This is a genomic window from Roseospira goensis (genome assembly GCF_014197795.1).
GTDB classification, from domain to species: Bacteria; Pseudomonadota; Alphaproteobacteria; order Rhodospirillales; family Rhodospirillaceae; genus Rhodospira; species Rhodospira goensis.
Genome location: NZ_JACIGI010000009.1, coordinates 78,117 through 93,645 on the forward strand (window position 1 = coordinate 78,117; position 15,529 = coordinate 93,645).

At 72.2% G+C, this 15,529-nt stretch carries 15 protein-coding genes; 5 read left to right on the forward strand and 10 right to left on the reverse strand.

What is annotated here, in order from left to right; genetic code table 11:
- Positions 1 to 3: 3 nt before the first annotated feature.
- The 7 genes from GGD88_RS07210 to GGD88_RS07240 form a co-directional block, all read right to left on the reverse strand.
- Positions 4 to 1,638: an alpha-D-glucose phosphate-specific phosphoglucomutase gene (locus tag GGD88_RS07210; RefSeq protein ID WP_184433458.1), complete on the reverse strand. Its 1,635-nt coding sequence runs from the start codon at positions 1,636 to 1,638 to the stop codon at positions 4 to 6.
- A 33-nt stretch (positions 1,639 to 1,671) separates the two neighbouring features.
- On the reverse strand, positions 1,672 to 3,039 hold the full coding sequence (locus GGD88_RS07215) for a UDP-glucose dehydrogenase family protein (RefSeq protein ID WP_184433461.1): 1,368 nt from the start codon (positions 3,037 to 3,039) through the stop codon (positions 1,672 to 1,674).
- A 597-nt stretch (positions 3,040 to 3,636) separates the two neighbouring features.
- Positions 3,637 to 4,521 (reverse strand): UTP--glucose-1-phosphate uridylyltransferase, encoded by an 885-nt coding sequence (locus GGD88_RS07220; protein ID WP_184433463.1) that lies wholly within the window; start codon positions 4,519 to 4,521, stop codon positions 3,637 to 3,639.
- Positions 4,522 to 4,690: 169 nt separating this feature from the next.
- Entirely contained in the window at positions 4,691 to 5,497 is an 807-nt protein-coding gene (locus tag GGD88_RS07225; RefSeq protein ID WP_184433466.1) for a J domain-containing protein, read from the reverse strand.
- A 3-nt stretch (positions 5,498 to 5,500) separates the two neighbouring features.
- A complete protein-coding gene (locus GGD88_RS07230) occupies positions 5,501 to 6,331 on the reverse strand; it encodes a VWA domain-containing protein (RefSeq protein ID WP_343056303.1) in 831 nt (276 codons plus the stop codon).
- 131 nt (positions 6,332 to 6,462) lie between these two features.
- Positions 6,463 to 7,314, reverse strand: coding sequence for a division plane positioning ATPase MipZ (locus GGD88_RS07235; protein WP_281392864.1), 852 nt, complete (start codon positions 7,312 to 7,314; stop codon positions 6,463 to 6,465).
- Positions 7,315 to 7,357: 43 nt separating this feature from the next.
- On the reverse strand, positions 7,358 to 9,445 hold the full coding sequence (locus GGD88_RS07240) for a molybdopterin oxidoreductase family protein (RefSeq protein WP_184433470.1): 2,088 nt from the start codon (positions 9,443 to 9,445) through the stop codon (positions 7,358 to 7,360).
- Positions 9,446 to 9,787: 342 nt separating this feature from the next.
- Here GGD88_RS07240 and GGD88_RS07245 point away from each other — a divergent pair, with 342 nt between their 5' ends.
- The 4 genes from GGD88_RS07245 (at position 9,788) to GGD88_RS07260 (ending at position 12,197) form a co-directional block, all read left to right on the forward strand.
- On the forward strand, positions 9,788 to 10,357 hold the full coding sequence (locus GGD88_RS07245; protein ID WP_184433473.1) for a queuosine precursor transporter: 570 nt from the start codon (positions 9,788 to 9,790) through the stop codon (positions 10,355 to 10,357).
- Between the two features lie 8 nt (positions 10,358 to 10,365).
- On the forward strand, positions 10,366 to 10,701 hold the full coding sequence (locus GGD88_RS07250; RefSeq protein WP_184433476.1) for a hypothetical protein: 336 nt from the start codon (positions 10,366 to 10,368) through the stop codon (positions 10,699 to 10,701).
- 167 nt (positions 10,702 to 10,868) lie between these two features.
- Complete coding sequence (cobB, locus tag GGD88_RS07255; RefSeq protein WP_184433479.1) at positions 10,869 to 11,597, forward strand: Sir2 family NAD+-dependent deacetylase; 729 nt, start codon at positions 10,869 to 10,871, stop codon at positions 11,595 to 11,597.
- 6 nt (positions 11,598 to 11,603) lie between these two features.
- Positions 11,604 to 12,197 carry a uracil-DNA glycosylase family protein gene (locus GGD88_RS07260; RefSeq protein ID WP_184433482.1) on the forward strand — a complete coding sequence of 198 codons (594 nt, stop codon included), beginning with the start codon at positions 11,604 to 11,606 and terminating at the stop codon, positions 12,195 to 12,197.
- 60 nt (positions 12,198 to 12,257) lie between these two features.
- Here GGD88_RS07260 and GGD88_RS07265 read toward each other — a convergent pair whose 3' ends face one another.
- The 3 genes from GGD88_RS07265 to GGD88_RS07275 all read right to left on the reverse strand — a co-directional run bounded on the left by GGD88_RS07265 (position 12,258) and on the right by GGD88_RS07275 (position 14,058).
- Positions 12,258 to 12,743: a cereblon family protein gene (locus GGD88_RS07265; protein ID WP_184433485.1), complete on the reverse strand. Its 486-nt coding sequence runs from the start codon at positions 12,741 to 12,743 to the stop codon at positions 12,258 to 12,260.
- Positions 12,744 to 12,745: 2 nt separating this feature from the next.
- Entirely contained in the window at positions 12,746 to 13,108 is a 363-nt protein-coding gene (locus GGD88_RS07270) for a histidine triad nucleotide-binding protein (RefSeq protein WP_184433488.1), read from the reverse strand.
- 134 nt (positions 13,109 to 13,242) lie between these two features.
- Entirely contained in the window at positions 13,243 to 14,058 is an 816-nt protein-coding gene (locus GGD88_RS07275) for an OmpA family protein (protein ID WP_184433491.1), read from the reverse strand.
- A 305-nt stretch (positions 14,059 to 14,363) separates the two neighbouring features.
- Between GGD88_RS07275 and rlmN the strand changes: the two genes are divergently transcribed.
- Complete coding sequence (gene rlmN / locus GGD88_RS07280; protein WP_184433494.1) at positions 14,364 to 15,509, forward strand: dual-specificity RNA methyltransferase RlmN; 1,146 nt, start codon at positions 14,364 to 14,366, stop codon at positions 15,507 to 15,509.
- Positions 15,510 to 15,529 lie beyond the last annotated feature (20 nt).

Below are 15,529 nucleotides of genomic sequence, written 5' to 3' on the forward strand. Positions count from 1 at the left end.
CGATCAGGTGATGACGGTGGGGCCGCTGCGCCCGGTGTGCGCCTGGATGCCGGCCAGGGCGTCGGCGGTCGCGATCAGGTCGGCCAGGGCGGCCTGGGTGTCCACGTCCTGGCGCGCCGGGTCGTCCTCCGGCCGCTCGATGTACACCCTGAGCGTCGCCCCCTCGGTGCCGGTCCCCGACAGGCGGTAGACGATGCGCGATCCATCCTCGAACAGCACCCGCACCCCCTGCTTGCCCGCGGTCGAGCCGTCCACCGGATCGGTGTAGCCGAAGTCGTCGGCCAGCATGACCAGCCGCCCGCCCTGGGTGGTGCCGAACAGGTCGGGCAGGCAGGCGCGCAGGTCGGCCATCAGGCGCTCGGCCCGGGGCGTCTCGATGCCCTCGTAGTCGTGGCGGGTGTAGTAGATGCGTCCCACCTGGCGCCACATGTCGCGCACCAGGTCCTCGACCGAGCGGCCGGTGACGGCCACCAGGTTGAGCCAGAACAGCACCGCCCACAGGCCGTCCTTCTCGCGCACGTGGTCGGAGCCGGTGCCGAAGCTCTCCTCGCCGCACAGGGTGGCCTTGCCGGCGTCCAGCAGGGTGCCGAAGAACTTCCAGCCGGTGGGCGTCTCGTAGCAGTCGATGCCGAGCTGCGCGGCCACCCGGTCCACCGCCCGGCTGGTCGGCATGGAGCGCGCCACCCCGGCCACGCCGCGGGCATAGCCGGGGGCCTGCGTCGCGTTCAGGGTCAGCACGGCGAGGCTGTCGCTGGGGGTGACGTAGAACCGCCGGCCCAGGATCATGTTGCGGTCGCCGTCGCCGTCGCTGGCCGCACCCATGTCGGGGGCGTCGTCGCCGAACAGGGCCGCAACCAGGTCGTGGGCATGCACCAGGTTGGGGTCGGGATGGCCGCCGCCGAAGTCGTCCAGCGGCACGCCGTTGATGACCGTCCCGGCGGGGGCACCCAGGCGGCGCTCCAGGATCTCGGTGGCATAGGGGCCGGTCACGGCGTGCATGGCGTCGAAGCACATCCGGAAGCCGCCCCGGAACAGCGCCCGGATGGCGTCGAAGTCGAACAGCCGTTCCATCAGCGCGGCGTAGTCGGCCACCGGGTCGATGACCTCCACCACCATGTCGTCGACATGGTGGGTGCCGAGCGCCGACAGATCCACCTCGGGGGTGTCCAGGATGCAGTATTCCCCGATCTCGCGGGTGCGGGCATAGATGGCGTCGGTGATCCGCTCCGGCGCCGGGCCACCGTTGGCCGGGTTGAACTTGATGCCGAAGTCACCGTCCGGGCCGCCCGGGTTGTGGCTGGCCGACAGGATGATGCCGCCCCAGGCCTTGTGTTCCCGGATCACGCAGGACGCCCCCGGCGTGGACAGCAGGCCGTCCCGCCCCACCAGCACGCGGGCGATGCCGTTGGCCGCCGCCATGCGCAGGATGGTCTGGATGGCGCCCGTGTTGTGAAAGCGGCCGTCACCGCCCAGCACCAGGGTGGCCCCCTGGCGGCCCGGCACCGCGTCGAAGATGGCCTGGACGAAGTTTTCCAGGTAGTGCGGCCGGCGGATGGTGGTGACCTTCTTGCGCAGGCCGGAGGTGCCCGGCTTCTGGTCGTCGAAGGGGGTTGTCGGCACCACGCGGATGGCGCTCATGGGTCGGTCCTCCGGAGAGCGGACGTGAGGGGCTCAGATCACGGGCGACGGCGACGTGGCATGCACCGCCGCCACCGCCTCGGCGTCCGGGGCCGGGGTGGGGCGGCCGACGCTGACGTAGCGGAAGCCGGCCGCCACCATGTCCGCCGGGGTGTAGACGTTGCGCAGGTCGATCATGACGGGGGCGGCCAGAGCCTCCTTCATGCGCGCGATGTTGAGGGCGCGGAACTCGTTCCACTCGGTCAGGATGACCACCGCGTCGGCACCGGTCATGGCGTCGTAGGCGTCGTCGCAGTAGGTGATGTCCGGCAGCAGCGGGCGCGCCTCGCCCATGCCCTCGGGATCGAAGGCGCGCACGGTCGCCCCGGCCTCGACCAGAGCGGGCACGATGTCCAGGCTGGGGGCGTCGCGCATGTCGTCGGTGTTGGGCTTGAAGGTCAGCCCCAGGATGGCGACGGTCTTGTCGGCTACCGTGCCGTCGCAGGCGGCGATGATGCGATCGGCCATGGCGCGCTTGCGCCTGGCGTTGATGTCGACCACGGTCTCGACGATACGCAGCGGGCTGCCGGCCTCCTGCGCCGTGGTGACCAGGGCCAGGGTGTCCTTGGGAAAGCACGAGCCGCCGTAGCCCGGCCCGGGGTGCAGGAACTTGCGGCCGATGCGGCCGTCGAGGCCGATGCCGCGGGCGACGTCGTGCACGTCGGCGCCGGTGTGCTCGCACAGGTCGGCGATCTCGTTGATGAAGGTGATCTTGGTGGCCAGGAAGGTGTTGGCCGCGTACTTGATCATCTCCGAGCTTTCCAGCGTGGTGAACAGGATCGGCGTCTCGATCAGGTACAGCACGCGATAGAGCTGGCGCATCACCGCCTGGGCGCGCGGGCTGTCGGTGCCGATCACCACCCGGTCGGGGCGCATGAAGTCCTGAATGGCCGAGCCCTCGCGCAGGAACTCGGGGTTCGAGACCACGTCGAAGTCGGCGTCGGGCCGTTCCTCGCGGATGATGCGCGCCACCGCGCGGCCGGTGCCGACCGGCACCGTGGACTTGGTCACCACCACGGTATAGCCGGTCATGGCGCGGGCGATCTCGCGCGCCGCGGCGTAGACAAAGGACAGATCGGCGTGGCCGTCGCCGCGCCGGCTCGGGGTGCCGACGGCGATGAACACCGCCTGGGACTGCGCCACCGCGTCGGCCAGGTCGGTGGTGAACGACAGCCGCCCGGCGGCCACGTTGCTGCTCACCAGGGCCTCCAGGCCGGGCTCGTAGATCGGGATCTCGCCCTGCCGCAGGCGCTCGATCTTGGCGGCATCCTTGTCGACACAGATGACGTCGACGCCGAATTCGGAGAAGCAGGTGCCGGACACCAGACCGACGTAGCCGGTGCCGATCATCGAAATGCGCATGACGGACGGGTCCCCCTTCGCCGCGGGTAAGCTTCGGGCGCCGGACCCGAGCCGCCGGTCGCCCTTCGTCGACGCTCTACAGGGAAGCCGACCGGCAGGCCAGCGTCAATCCGATGATGGCGGTCCTGCGGCCCGCCCTCTCCTCGACCGGCAAGACCCGCCCGCCCCCGCTCCTGCGTGGGCCGCCTGCAAGAATCTCCCGCCCCCGTTCCCGCGTGGGCAACCTAAAAGATTCTCCCGCCCACGTTCCCGCGTGGGCGACCTGACAGGATCTCGCGCACACGCTCCTGCGTGGGCGACCTGACAGGATCTCGCGCCCACGCTCCTGCGTGGGCGCCTGGACGTCACGCGGTCCCACGCCGGAGCGTGGGACCGAGAAAGGTGGGGAGTCTCCCGCCCCCGCTCCGGCGTGGGCGACCTGACAGGATCTCCCGCCCACGCTCCTGCGTGGGCGACCGGGCGTCACGCGGTCCCCCGCCGAAGCGTGGGACCGAGAAAGGTGGGGAGTCTCGCGCCCACGCTCCTGCGTGGGCGCCGGGCCACCGCGCGGTCCCACGCCGGAGCGTGGGACCGAGAAACCGGATCGTGCGCCCCCGCTCAGAGACCCGCCGCCATGTCCCGGACGAACCCGGCCACCGCGTCGCGCATGTCCGGCCGCTGCAACGCGAAGGCGAGGTTGGCCTGCAGGAACCCCACCTTGTCGCCGCAGTCGAAGCGGGTGCCCTCGAAGCGCAGCCCATGGAACGGCACGCCGTCGTCGAGGGTGGCCGCCATGCCGTCGGTGAGCTGGATCTCGCCGCCCGAGCCCTCCCCGATGCGGCCCAGGCGCTGCATCACGCGGGCGTCCAGCACGTAGCGGCCGATGATCGACAGCGTCGACGGCGCGTCCTCGGGCTGCGGTTTCTCCACCAGACCGTCGGCGCGGGCAAGGCGGCCGTCGTCGTCGGCCACCTTGAGGATGCCGTACTTGTTGGTCTGATCGCGCGGCACGTCGATGGCCGCCACCACGTTGCCGCCGACCTCGGCGTGCGCGGCCATGAGCTGGCCGATGGCCGGGGTTTCCGCCATGATCAGATCGTCGGGCAGGATGACCGCGAACGGTTCGTCGTCGCCGATGAAGGCGCGCGCGCACCACACCGCGTGGCCCAGGCCGAGCGGGTTGTGCTGGCGGGTGGAGATGACCCGGCCGGCCTCGGGAATGGCGGCCTGCAGGTCGGCCAGCGCATCGGTCTTGCCGCGCGAGTCCAGAAGCTGTTCGAGTTCGAAGGCATGGTCGAAATGGTCGACCAGGACGTGCTTGCCGCGCCCCGTGACGAAGATGAAGTACTCGATGCCGGCGGCCGCGGCCTCCTCCACCGCGTACTGGATCAGCGGCTTGTCGACTACCGGCAGCATTTCCTTGGCCATCGTCTTGGTCGCCGGCAGGAACCGGGTGCCCAGGCCGGCGACCGGGAAGATGGCCTTACGGACGGGTTTGCTCATGGTTGGTCTCTCCCTCCCCAGGGCGGAGTCAGGACGGCTCGTCATCCCTCTGACACGCGCCGTGAGACAGAGGGATCCTGCGCCGTCCTCGGCGCCCGCGTCGGCCGGCCTGTCCGGCGGCGCGGACGCGCGCGTTGTGCCACGGCCCATGGTGCAGCGCAAGACGGCGCTACCGTGCGTGGCTTCCCAGCAGGACGTCGCGTGCCTGGTTGAGACGGGCCGCCAGATAGGGCGTCCCCCCCCGGTCCGGGTGCAGCAGCACGATCAGGCGGCGGTGGGCCGCCTTGATGTCGGCCGGGCTGGCGCCCTCCTCCAGGCCGAGCACGGCCAGGGCCTCGGCCCGGGTCATCGGACCGCCGCCCGTCCCGCCCGCGTTCGCGCCCCCGCCCGCGCCGGCCTCGCCCCCCGCCTCGGCGGCCTCGCGCCAGTCGGGATGCACCCGGTCCAGCCAGGCGTCGAACACCCGGGCGCTTTCCGGGTCGGCCTGCACCTGCTGCCACAGCGACAGCGCCTCGGTCCGGCTCAGGTCGTCGAGCGCGCGGCCCTCGTAGGGACCCTCGCGCACCTCGCCGGTCATGGCGCCGCTGGCGTGCGACAGCGTCATGCGAAAGAACCGGGTGGTGACTTCCGAGCGGTCGCCCGGATCGGGATCGGGACCGCCGCCCAGACCGCCGAACCCGCGCGCCGCGCCGGCACCGCCGGAAAATCCGAGAGACGCCAGCAGCCGGGCCAGCCCGCGCCCCCAGGAGACGAAGCGCAGGACGCGGGCGATCCAGGGCAGCAGCGCGGCCAGGCCCACCAGCGCCCAGTTCAGGCGTCCGGTCACGGCGAGGAACAGGACCCCGATCGTCAGCAGGCCGCCCAGGGTCCACACCAGCACCCGCAGCAACTGGCGCGGCTCGACCGCCACCGCCCAGCGCAGCACGAGCACAAGCCCGAGGGCGACGATCACACCCAGGATGAGCAGCGGCAGCATGGATCAGCGGTCCCCGTCCCCGCCCGCGCCCGTCCCCGGGTCGCCCCCCATCTGATGGGTCAGCCGCAGCACCGCCCCGCCCGCCTTGCGGGCGTGGTCCTCCAGCGCGACCCGCCCGCCGGCGGCGTACACCGCCACCGCCCCCAGCAGGCGGCGCAACTCGTCGGGTCCGCGGGCGTCGAACTTGCAACAGGCGCCGCCCGACAGCCGCGCCACATGGGTCAGCACCCGCTCGGCCTGGGGCTCGTGGCCCTCGTGGAAGATGAAGGCCGGCAGCTTGCGCAAGCCCATCTCGCCGGCAAGGCCATAGAGACCGTCCGGCTCCTCCTCGACGCAGTCGCCGATGAACACCAGCGCGCTGACCGGCGCCGTCTCGTGCACCGACAGGGCGTGCCGCAACACGCGCGCGATCTGCGTCCGGCCGGCGCGGCAGCCGACGGACGTCATACGGCGGATCATGTCGTCGGGGCGGGTGACGAAGGGGCCGGCCTTGCATTCGCCGATCCCGCGGTAGAACACGAGCTGCACCGCGAGGTCGCCGATGCCGGTCGCGGTCGCGAACATAGCCGCCTGCGTCTCCATCGCCAGGTCCCAGGTGGGCTGGCGGCTGGCGGTGGCGTCCATGGCGAAGATCAGGCGGCCGCGCCCGCTGCGCGGCGTCGACCGCACACGCTCCAGAAAGGCGTCCACGGCCGCCTCTGGCGCCTCGGCGGCGGCCGGCGCTGTGCGGGCGCGCGCCAGGAAGGCGTCGACGTCGGTGGTCTCGCCGTGCCCGGACGCCTCCGTCGGCGTCGGCGCGGTGCTCTTGTTCCGCTGGCGTCGTTGCGACGTCACCCGCTCACCCTATTTCCCTGCCAGTCCCTGGCCGCAAGGTCCCCTGTGCGCCCCCGAGAAGCGTGCGCCCCCGAGAAGATGGGGCCTTTGGCAGCCCCAGGAAAGGGGAGGCCCCGCCGGAACCCCCGCCCCTACTCCGCTGCCGCCTCGGCCAGCGGGTTGGCGTGCTGCGGCACGCCCAGCGCGTCCAGCAGCCGGCGCAGCTCCTGGCGCGCCGCGATGTGCGACATGGACAGGGTGATGTCCGTCCCCTTGTCGCGCAGGTCGAGCAGGGTCAGGCCCTTCAGGTACATTTCGCGGTAGATCACGCGCTCGCACAGGCCCTCGATGAGCTGGAAGCCGATGCGCCGGGCGAGGTCGCGCAGCAGCCCCTCCATGTCGCGCTTGTTGCGGGCGTCGAGCTGGGACAGCCGGTTGCGCAGCACCACCCAGTGGATCGAGCCCCCGTCGCGCAGGCCGCGCTGCTTCTTGATGTCCCACACCATCTCGCTGTAGTGGCTGGGCCGCAGAATGCGCATCGAGGCCGGGTCCACCTTGGCCAGCACGTCCAGGTCGATGAAGCTGTCGTTGAGCGGCGTGACCAGGATGTCGGCCCAGGCGTGACCGGCCCGCGACAGGTGGTTGTCGGCGCCGGGGGTGTCGATCAGCACCAGATCGCATTCCGCCAGCAGGGCTTCCACCGCATCGTCGAGCCGGTTGCGGTCGCCGCTCTCGAACCCCGAAAGCTGGATCGACTGGTGCGTCGGCATCGGCAGCGGCAACTCGAACCGACTGGCGTAGGACTCGCGGTTGCGGACATAGGTGCTGAGCGTGCCCTGGCGGGCGTCCAGGTCGATGCTGCCGACCGTGAAGCCGGCGCGCAGGAAGCCGATCAGCAGGTGCATCGCCACCGTCGACTTGCCCGAGCCGCCCTTCTCGTTGCCCACGACGACCACGCGGGGGGCGGACGGGCTGCGGGGCGTGAGGGGGGGCATCATGGTCATGGCACTCGGGCCTCCGGTCTGGGGCGCGGGGCGGGCGGCCGTCTCAGGCCGCCGCCTGATCGCCGCCGGCGCGCGCCGCGGCCGCCGGCCGCAGCCAGACGGCGCTGTCATGGAAGGCCGCGCCGCCGTTGGGCGGGCCGGGATCGGACCCCACAAGGGCGTTGATCCCCACGCCCTCGACGAAGGCGGCGTTGGGCCACAGGCTCTCCACCACGAGGGTGCCGGGATGCAACCCGGCGAAGCGGCGCACGTGCAGCGCCACGCTGGCCCGGCCGTTGCCGATGCGGGCCAGGTCGCCGTCCGCCAGCCCGAGCGCGTCGGCGTCGTCGGGATGGACGAACACCTCGGGGCGGCCCTCCTGGCGGCGGCTGGACGGCGTTTCGTTGAAGCTGGTGTTGAGGAAGTTGCGCGCCGGCGCAGTCACCAGACGGTAGGGGTGGTCGGCGTCGGCGGCCTCGATGACGGCGAGTTGATCCGGCAGGTCGGGCATGACCGCCGCCTGCGCCCCCTGCCAGGCGGCGTGGAAGCGGAAGCGGCCGTCGGCATGGCCGAAGCCGGACAGGAAGTGCTGGGCCTCGAAGCCGGCGTCGCAGTCGTGGCCGCCCGTGGCCGCGATCTCCTCGGCCGGCGGCAGCCCGGAGCGGCGCAGCGTCTCCTCCACCATCTCCCGCGCCGTCAGGGCGGCGGCGGGATGGGCGGGCGCGTCCAGCCGCGCCAGCAGGGCGGTGACGACGTCGTGATTGCAGCGCGCCTCGCCGACAGGGTCGATGGCCCGCAATCCGACCTGAAGGAAGCTGTGGCCGCCGGCCTTGTAGAGGTCGTCGTGCTCCAGGAAGGTGGTCGCCGGCAGCACCACATCGGCCATGCGCGCGGTCTCGGTCATGATCTGCTCGTGCACGCAGACGAACAGATCGTCGCGGGCGAAGCCTTGCGCCACCGTTCCGCTGTCGGGGGCGACCACCATCGGGTTGGTGTTCTGGATCAGCATGGCGTGGACCGGCGGGCCGTCGCCCAGGGCGGCGCGGTCGCCGGTCAGCACGGCGCCGATGCGGGACTGATCGAGCCAGCGTTGGCCCGGGTCGCGGCGGTCCGCGGCGGTGATCAGGCCCATGTCGACCGGCATCAGGCCGGACATGCTGTACAGCGCGCCGCCGCCCCGGTGCGCCCAGGCGCCGGTGACCGCGGGCAGGCAGGAGACCGCATGCATGGCGGCCGCCCCGTTGCGGCTGCGGGTGAAGCCGTAGCCGAGCCGCAGGAAGGCCCGTTTGGTGCCGCCGTAGAGGCGCGCGAAGCCCTCGATCTGCGCCACCGACAGGCCGGTGATCGCCGCCGCCCAGGCCGGCGTCCGATCGGCCAGGTGGGCCTCCAGGCCGGCCGGGTCGTCGGTGAAGCGCGCCAGATAGGCGCGGTCGGCGAAGCCGTCGCGGAACAACACGTGCATGACCGCGCAGGCCAGGGCGGCGTCGGTGCCCGGACGCAGCATCAGATGCAGGTCGGCCTTTTCCGCCGTGGCGTTGCGGTACGGGTCGACCACCACCAGCCGGGCGCCACGCCCCTTGCGCGCCTTGGCCACCCAGTGCATGACGTTGACCTGGGTGTGCACGGCGTTCAGACCCCACAGCACGATGACGTCGGACTCCGCCATCTCGCGCGGATCCACGCCCCGCTTGGCGCCGACCCCGGCCGACCAGCCGGCATCCGCCAGGGCGATGCAGATGGTGCTGTCCTGGAGCGACGTTCCGAGCAGGTGCCGCATCCGGTCCAGGCCGTCACGCTGCACCAGCCCCATGGTGCCGGCATAGTGGTACGGCCACAGCGCCTGCGGACCATGGCGGCGGCGGGCGGCGTCGAAGGCCTCGGCCACGCGGTCCAGCGCCTCGTCCCAGCCGATCGGGCGGAAGCGGCCGGAGCCCTTGGGGCCGTCGCGCAGCAGGGGCGTGGTCAGGCGGTCCGGGTTGTGTACGCGCTCGGCGTAGCGCGCGACCTTGGCGCAGATCACCCCATCGGTGTATGGATTGGCCCGGCTGCCGTGCACCCGGCCGATGCAGTCGGGCGCCGGCCGCTCCACCGACAGCGCACAGACGCTGGGGCAGTCGTGGGGACAGGTGGACCGGACGGTCTCCACGGCCATCGTCGGCGCTCCTCTGGCAGGCGTCGGGTTGCGGCGTCCGGTTTGGGCGTCCGGTTTGGGCGTCTGGTCCCCGCATCGCGGCGGGCTCCGGCCCGCGACCAAGACCTGGGGGGCGCCGCACAATCGGCACCCAAGACATGGACGCACGCGACTCTACAGCGACTCGCGGGCCGGCCGCAACGATGATCGCCGGGCGGCCGCCGGACGGGACCGCCACGAAGCGGTCACAAAGGCTCGCTAGGACCGAGGGAACAGCGGTAGCGCGGAAGCGGCGGGGATGTGTCCGCGGGTCATGTTGCCCAGGCCGTTTGCCCAGGCCGTGACGAGGGAAGAGGCCCTGCCATGACCGACACCGGACCGACCGGCGCCGCGCACCGCGACGCCCGGGCCGCCTGGATGGATCTGTTGCTGCCCGTGGCCGCCATGGCCGTGGTGGTGGTGGCATCGAACATCCTGGTCGGCTACCCCATCAGCGACTGGCTGACCTGGGGCGCCCTGACCTATCCGGTCGCCTTCCTGGTCACCGACCTGACCAACCGCCGCTTCGGCCCGGCGCGGGCGCGGCGCGTGGTCTACGTGGGCTTCGCGCTCGCCGTGGTGCTGTCGATCGCGCTGGCCTCGCCGCGCATCGCGCTGGCCTCCGGGGTCGCCTTCCTGACCGCCCAGGTGCTGGACGTGGCGGTGTTCGACCGGCTGCGCGACCGGGTGTGGTGGTTGCCGCCGCTGGTCTCGTCCACCGTCGGCTCGGCCCTCGACACGGCGCTGTTCTTCACCCTGGCGTTCGCCGGCACCGGCCTGCCCTGGATCGGCTGGGGCATCGGCGACTTCGGCGTCAAGATGGCGGTCGCCCTAGCCCTGCTGCCGGCCTTCCGGGTGCTGTCGCGGGTCCGGGTCACCGCGGTGGCGCGATGACCCGGCGGATGACACGCCGGCGGCGCGCGCCCCGGGCGGCGGCCGGCGCCCTCACCCTCGCCGCCCTCGCCCTGGCCGCCCTCGCCCTGCCGGCGGGGCCACCGGGCTGGGCGGCCGACCCGGACACCATGCCGGGACCGCGGGTCATGCTGTGCCTGTACGGGGCCGACGGCACCATCCTCGCCGGCAGCGCCGACTGCCCGCCCCGGGTGCGGCCGGAGGACGCCATGCTGGCCGACGCGCATTGTTTCTACGACACGAAGGGCCGCCTGTGGCGCGGCCTGCCCCGGTGTCCGCGGACCGCCCCGGCCTTCCTGATGGACGAAGCGGACAGCCAGCGCTGAGCCGCTGCGCCAGGGCCGTCCCCCCAGGGCGCAGCGAAGGGGGATCGGCGGGCCGGCCGCGCCCTGTCCACGCGCCCGGGCCAGCGTCCCGGACCTCCCCTCGCGTTCCGGGCCGCCGCGTGGTAGGCACGGGGCAGTGTCGACCGTCCCCGAGAGAGAGTGCCGCCATGCCCGCCCGAACCGGCCCCATCGTCGTCCTCACCGGCGCCGGGATCTCCAAGGAATCCGGCCTGGACACCTTCCGCTGCGCCGGCGGCATCTGGTCCCAGGTCAGCCTGGAGGACGTCGCCACCCCCGAGGGCTTCGCCCGCGACCCCGACCGCGTGCAGGCGTTCTACAACGACCGCCGGCGCGGCCTTCAGGCCCAGGATATCCGCCCGAACGCCGCCCACGAGGCCCTGGCGCGCCTGGAGCGGGACTGGCCCGACGAGGTGCTGCTGGTGACCCAGAACATCGACGACCTGCACGAGCGCGCCGGCTCGCGCCGCCTGCTGCACATGCACGGCGAGTTGCGCAAGGTGCGGTGCACGAGCTGCGAGGCGGTGCACGCCTGGGACGGCGACCTGGGCGCCGCGGACGCCTGCCTCGCCTGCGGCACCGCCGGCCGGATGCGCCCGCACGTGGTGTGGTTCGGGGAGATCCCGCTCGGCATGGAGCGCATCGCCGATGCCCTCGACCGCTGCGCCCTGTTCATGGCCGTGGGCACCAGCGGCACCGTCTACCCGGCCGCCGGGTTCGTCGCCGAGGTCGAGCAGATCGGCCGCGCCCACACGGTCGAGCTGAACATGGAGGCCGGCCACAGCGCCTCGTTGTTCCGCGAGGTGCAACAGGGGCCGGCGACCCGCCTGGTGCCGGCCTATGTGGACCGACTGCTGGCCGAGGGCATCCCGGGCTAGGCGCGCGTGGCCGCGGACCTCGACGCGACGGTCGCGGCGGCGCGCGCCTGCACCCTGTGCGCCGACCACCTGCCCTTGGGGCCGCGCCCGGTGCTGCGCGCGCGGGCGACGGCGCGGCTGCTGATCGTCGGCCAGGCCCCCGGCACCCGGGTGCATGCCACCGGCCTGCCCTGGACCGATGCCTCGGGCGACCGCCTGCGGCAGTGGATGGCGGTGGACCGGGCCACCTTCTACGACGACGCCCGCATCGCCATCATCCCGATGGGCCTGTGCTACCCGGGGCGGCTGCCGCGCGGCGGCGACGCCCCGCCGCGCCCCGAGTGCGCCCCCACCTGGCATCCGCCGCTGCTGGCCGGGCTGCCGGATCTGGCGCTGACGCTGCTGATCGGGCAGTACGCCCAGGCCCGCTACCTGGGAGGCCGGCGCGCCGCCACCATGACCGAGACGGTGCGCGGCTTCGCCGCGCCGCTGGCCGACGGCGGGCTGCTGCCGCTGCCGCACCCGAGCTGGCGCAACACCGCCTGGCTGCGCCGCAATCCCTGGTTCGAGGCCGAGCTGCTGCCGGTGCTGCGGGCGCGCGTCCACGCGCTGCTGGGCTGAGGGGGGCGGCGCGGCCGTCAGGCCCCGCCCCCGCCCGCACCGGAGCCGAGGCCCCCGGCATCACCCCCCGGCATCATCCCCGTCATCGCCGCCGTCGTCGCCGCCGGTCTCCACCAGCCGGTCCAGGACGAGGGCCTGGAAGGTGGCCGGCGCGGTGTCCGCGATGGCGTGGTACATCCAGCCCAGGTGACGGGCGCAGGTGCCGCAGGCGGTGACCACCCAGTCGTAGCCGCGGAACCAGGTGAAGCGCCCGGTGCGCGGGCCGACGGCGCGGACGCCCGGCGCATCCCGGAAGCAGCCGATGTGGAACACGATCCCGGCCGGGTTGAAGACGTGATGGCTGTGCGCCCCGCCGACGGCGATGGCGTCCTCGGGCCGGGCGATCACGGCGCCGCAGGCCCGGCAGCACAAGCGGCGCCGGCCCCGGGCCGCCGGATCGGCCGCCGCCACGCCCGGTGCCGGGGCCGCGGGGCGGTCCGGCGGCGGGCCGTGACGCGCCCGCGCGCGTGCCCGCTCCGGCGGTGCCGACGCCAGAGCCGCCCGCATGCCTACTCCTTGGGGACCATGCGGCCGAGCTTGCGGCCGGCGAAGATGTGGGCGTGCAGGTGCGCGACCTCCTGGTTCGCGTTCACGCCGGCGTTGGACAGCACGCGGTAGCCGTCCTCGGCGACGCCCGCCTGTTTGGCCACGGTGGCGATGGCCCGCACAAACCCGGCGATCTCGGCATCGCTGGCGGTCTCGCTGAAGTCGGTCCAGTTCACGTAGGCCCCCTTCGGCACCACCAGGATGTGCGTGGGGGTCTGCGGGTTGATGTCGTGGAAGGCGAGCGCGTGCTCGTCCTCGTAGACCTTATTGCAGGGGATCTCGCCGCGAAGGATCTTGGCGAACACGTTGTTGGGATCGTAGGCCATCGGGCCGGGTCTCCTTTCAGGTCCATGCGGGTTGGCCGCGCAACGGAAAACGGCGCGCCGGGAGAACCGGCGCGCCGCCTTCTGTCAGGTTACACTCCGCTTGCTGCGGATCCCGAACGATACCCTGACGGGGATCAGTTCTGGAACATGACCTCCACGCGACGGTTCATGCGCTCGACGGTGCCGTCCGGAGTCGGAACCATCAGGCGCTCTTCGCCGTAGGCCTCGAGCTGCATGACCTCGGAGGCGATACCGCGGGCGGCCAGGGCACGCGAGACGCTCTCGGCGCGGCGCTGCGACAGCACGACGTTGTAGTCGCTCGGGCCGCTGGTGTCGGTGTGGCCGACGACCAGGACGCGCGGCGGCACGACCTGCTGGTACTCGGCGGCGACCTCATCCAGGGTGGCCATGGCCTCGGCGTCGAGCTGCGCGGAGTCGAGATCGAAGAACACGGTGAACGGCGTCGCCGGCATCGCCGGGGTCTTCAGCTCGTTCATCGCGATCTCGAAGTTCTGCTTGCAGCGGGCGATGTCGTCGGGCTGACGATCTTCCTCCGCCTCCTGCATCCAGCAGTCGAACATGGCCTGGGCGCGCGCCGCGACCGGCGGGTTGGCCTCGGCGGCCCCCTGGCCCATGACCATCATCAGATCCTGGCGGGCGGCCGACAACTCGTCGACGTACTTGGCCGGGAGGTCGCGCTCGTCCAGGGTGGTGGGGGCGACGGCCTCGCCCATGGCGGCGGCCTTCGCCTTGGCGACGAAGTAGGCGGTGTCCGGCCAGTCGCCCTCGTTGCGCTCGGCGGCGGCCAGTTCGGCGTACTCACTCTGCAGGGCGGCCTGGAACGGCGAGCCCATGCTCTCCATGGTCTGGGCGCCTTCGACATCCCACTTGTTGGCACAAGCGGACAGGAGGCCGGCCGCAGCAACTGCGACGATCACCTTCTTGAACATTTAGGCATCTCCTCCATCACCTGATCAGATGGGCAGCCGCATTTGGCAGGTTGCGACCACTCTCCAGAAAATGACAAACATATGCTGCCGTGAACCGTCAACGGGCTACCCCGGGCGGAGCGCCGTTCGACGGGCGGCGTGACCATATTGTCGCACCGCCGTGACGACGCGACCGCTATGGCTTCCGGTATAGCGAAAAACACACCCGTTTGGTACCGGAAATCCGTTGACCGCCCGGGCCTGCGGGCTCATTTGGGGCCTCAGGGGGCCCGTTGGGCCGGCCCGGCTTGCAGAGACGACGACCCATGAACCTGATCGGCCTGACCCGCGCCGAACTGGCTACCGTACTCGCCGACATGGGCGAGAAGCCCTTTCGGGCCAAGCAACTGTGGCACTGGATCTATTTCCGCGGCGCCACGGACTTCGCGCAGATGTCCACCCTTTCCAAAGACTTGCGCGCCCGCCTGGCGGACCGCCACAGCCTGGAGCGGCCGGCGGCGAGCCGCGAGCAGACGTCCGACGACGGCACGCGGAAATGGCTCCTGCGGTTTTCCGACAACCGAGAGGCCGAGGCGGTGCACATCCCGGAGGACGACCACGGCGCGGTGTGTGTGTCGTCGCAGGTCGGCTGCACCCTGACGTGTCGTTTCTGCCACACCGGGACGCAAATGCTGGTGCGGAACCTGACCCCGGCGGAGATCGTCGGGCAATTCCTCGTGGCCCGCGACAGCTACGGGGAGTGGCCCACGCCGACCGACGAGACTCGGCTGTTGTCCAACGTCGTCTTCATGGGCATGGGCGAGCCCCTGTTCAATTTCGACAACGTGGCGAAGGCGGTCTCGATCCTGGTGGATGGGGAGGGGCTGGCGCTGTCGCGCCGGCGCATCACGCTGTCGACCGCCGGTGTGGTGCCGATGATCGAGCGCTGCGGCCGCGAGATGGGCGTCAACCTGGCCGTCAGCCTGCACGCCGCCACCGACGCGGTGCGCTCCGAGATCATGCCGATCAACAAGAAGTACCCGCTGGACGCGCTGATGGCGGCGCTGCGGGCCTATCCGGGGGCCTCCAACGCGCGGCGCATCACCCTGGAATACGTCATGCTCAAGGGGGTCAACGACTCCCCGGCCGACGCCCGGGCGCTCATCGAACTGGTCCGCGGTCTGCCCTGCAAGTTCAACCTGATCCCGTTCAACGCCTGGCCGGGCGCGCCCTACGAGAGTTCGTCGATGCGCACCATCGAGCGGTTCGCCGACCTGCTGGCCGACGCCGGGCTGACCGCGCCCATCCGGCTGCCGCGCGGGCGCGACATCCTGGCCGCCTGCGGCCAGCTCAAGAGCGCCTCCGAGCGCGAACGGCTGCAAGGCTACCGGGCCCGCCTGGCGGCCATGACGCCGGCGGAGCGCGCCGCCGCCGAGGCCGCGCACGGTCGCGCCCCGGCGGCTGCCGATTGAAGGCAGCCAAACGGGCCATC

What these genes read in the sequence shown, in the direction of transcription:
- GGD88_RS07220 (WP_184433463.1), bottom strand. Translation starts at nt 4,521, where the DNA reads ATGAGCAAACCCGTCCGTAAGGCCATCTTCCCGGTCGCCGGCCTGGGC.
- GGD88_RS07210 (WP_184433458.1), bottom strand. Translation starts at nt 1,638, where the DNA reads ATGAGCGCCATCCGCGTGGTGCCGACAACCCCCTTCGACGACCAGAAG.
- GGD88_RS07240 (WP_184433470.1), bottom strand. Translation starts at nt 9,445, where the DNA reads ATGGCCGTGGAGACCGTCCGGTCCACCTGTCCCCACGACTGCCCCAGC.
- GGD88_RS07215 (WP_184433461.1), bottom strand. Translation starts at nt 3,039, where the DNA reads ATGCGCATTTCGATGATCGGCACCGGCTACGTCGGTCTGGTGTCCGGC.
- GGD88_RS07270 (WP_184433488.1), bottom strand. Translation starts at nt 13,108, where the DNA reads ATGGCCTACGATCCCAACAACGTGTTCGCCAAGATCCTTCGCGGCGAG.
- GGD88_RS07250 (WP_184433476.1), top strand. Translation starts at nt 10,366, where the DNA reads ATGACACGCCGGCGGCGCGCGCCCCGGGCGGCGGCCGGCGCCCTCACC.
- rlmN (WP_184433494.1), top strand. Translation starts at nt 14,364, where the DNA reads ATGAACCTGATCGGCCTGACCCGCGCCGAACTGGCTACCGTACTCGCC.
- GGD88_RS07235 (WP_281392864.1), bottom strand. Translation starts at nt 7,314, where the DNA reads ATGACCATGATGCCCCCCCTCACGCCCCGCAGCCCGTCCGCCCCCCGC.
- cobB (WP_184433479.1), top strand. Translation starts at nt 10,869, where the DNA reads ATGCCCGCCCGAACCGGCCCCATCGTCGTCCTCACCGGCGCCGGGATC.
- GGD88_RS07225 (WP_184433466.1), bottom strand. Translation starts at nt 5,497, where the DNA reads ATGCTGCCGCTGCTCATCCTGGGTGTGATCGTCGCCCTCGGGCTTGTG.
- GGD88_RS07275 (WP_184433491.1), bottom strand. Translation starts at nt 14,058, where the DNA reads ATGTTCAAGAAGGTGATCGTCGCAGTTGCTGCGGCCGGCCTCCTGTCC.
- GGD88_RS07265 (WP_184433485.1), bottom strand. Translation starts at nt 12,743, where the DNA reads ATGCGGGCGGCTCTGGCGTCGGCACCGCCGGAGCGGGCACGCGCGCGG.
- GGD88_RS07245 (WP_184433473.1), top strand. Translation starts at nt 9,788, where the DNA reads ATGACCGACACCGGACCGACCGGCGCCGCGCACCGCGACGCCCGGGCC.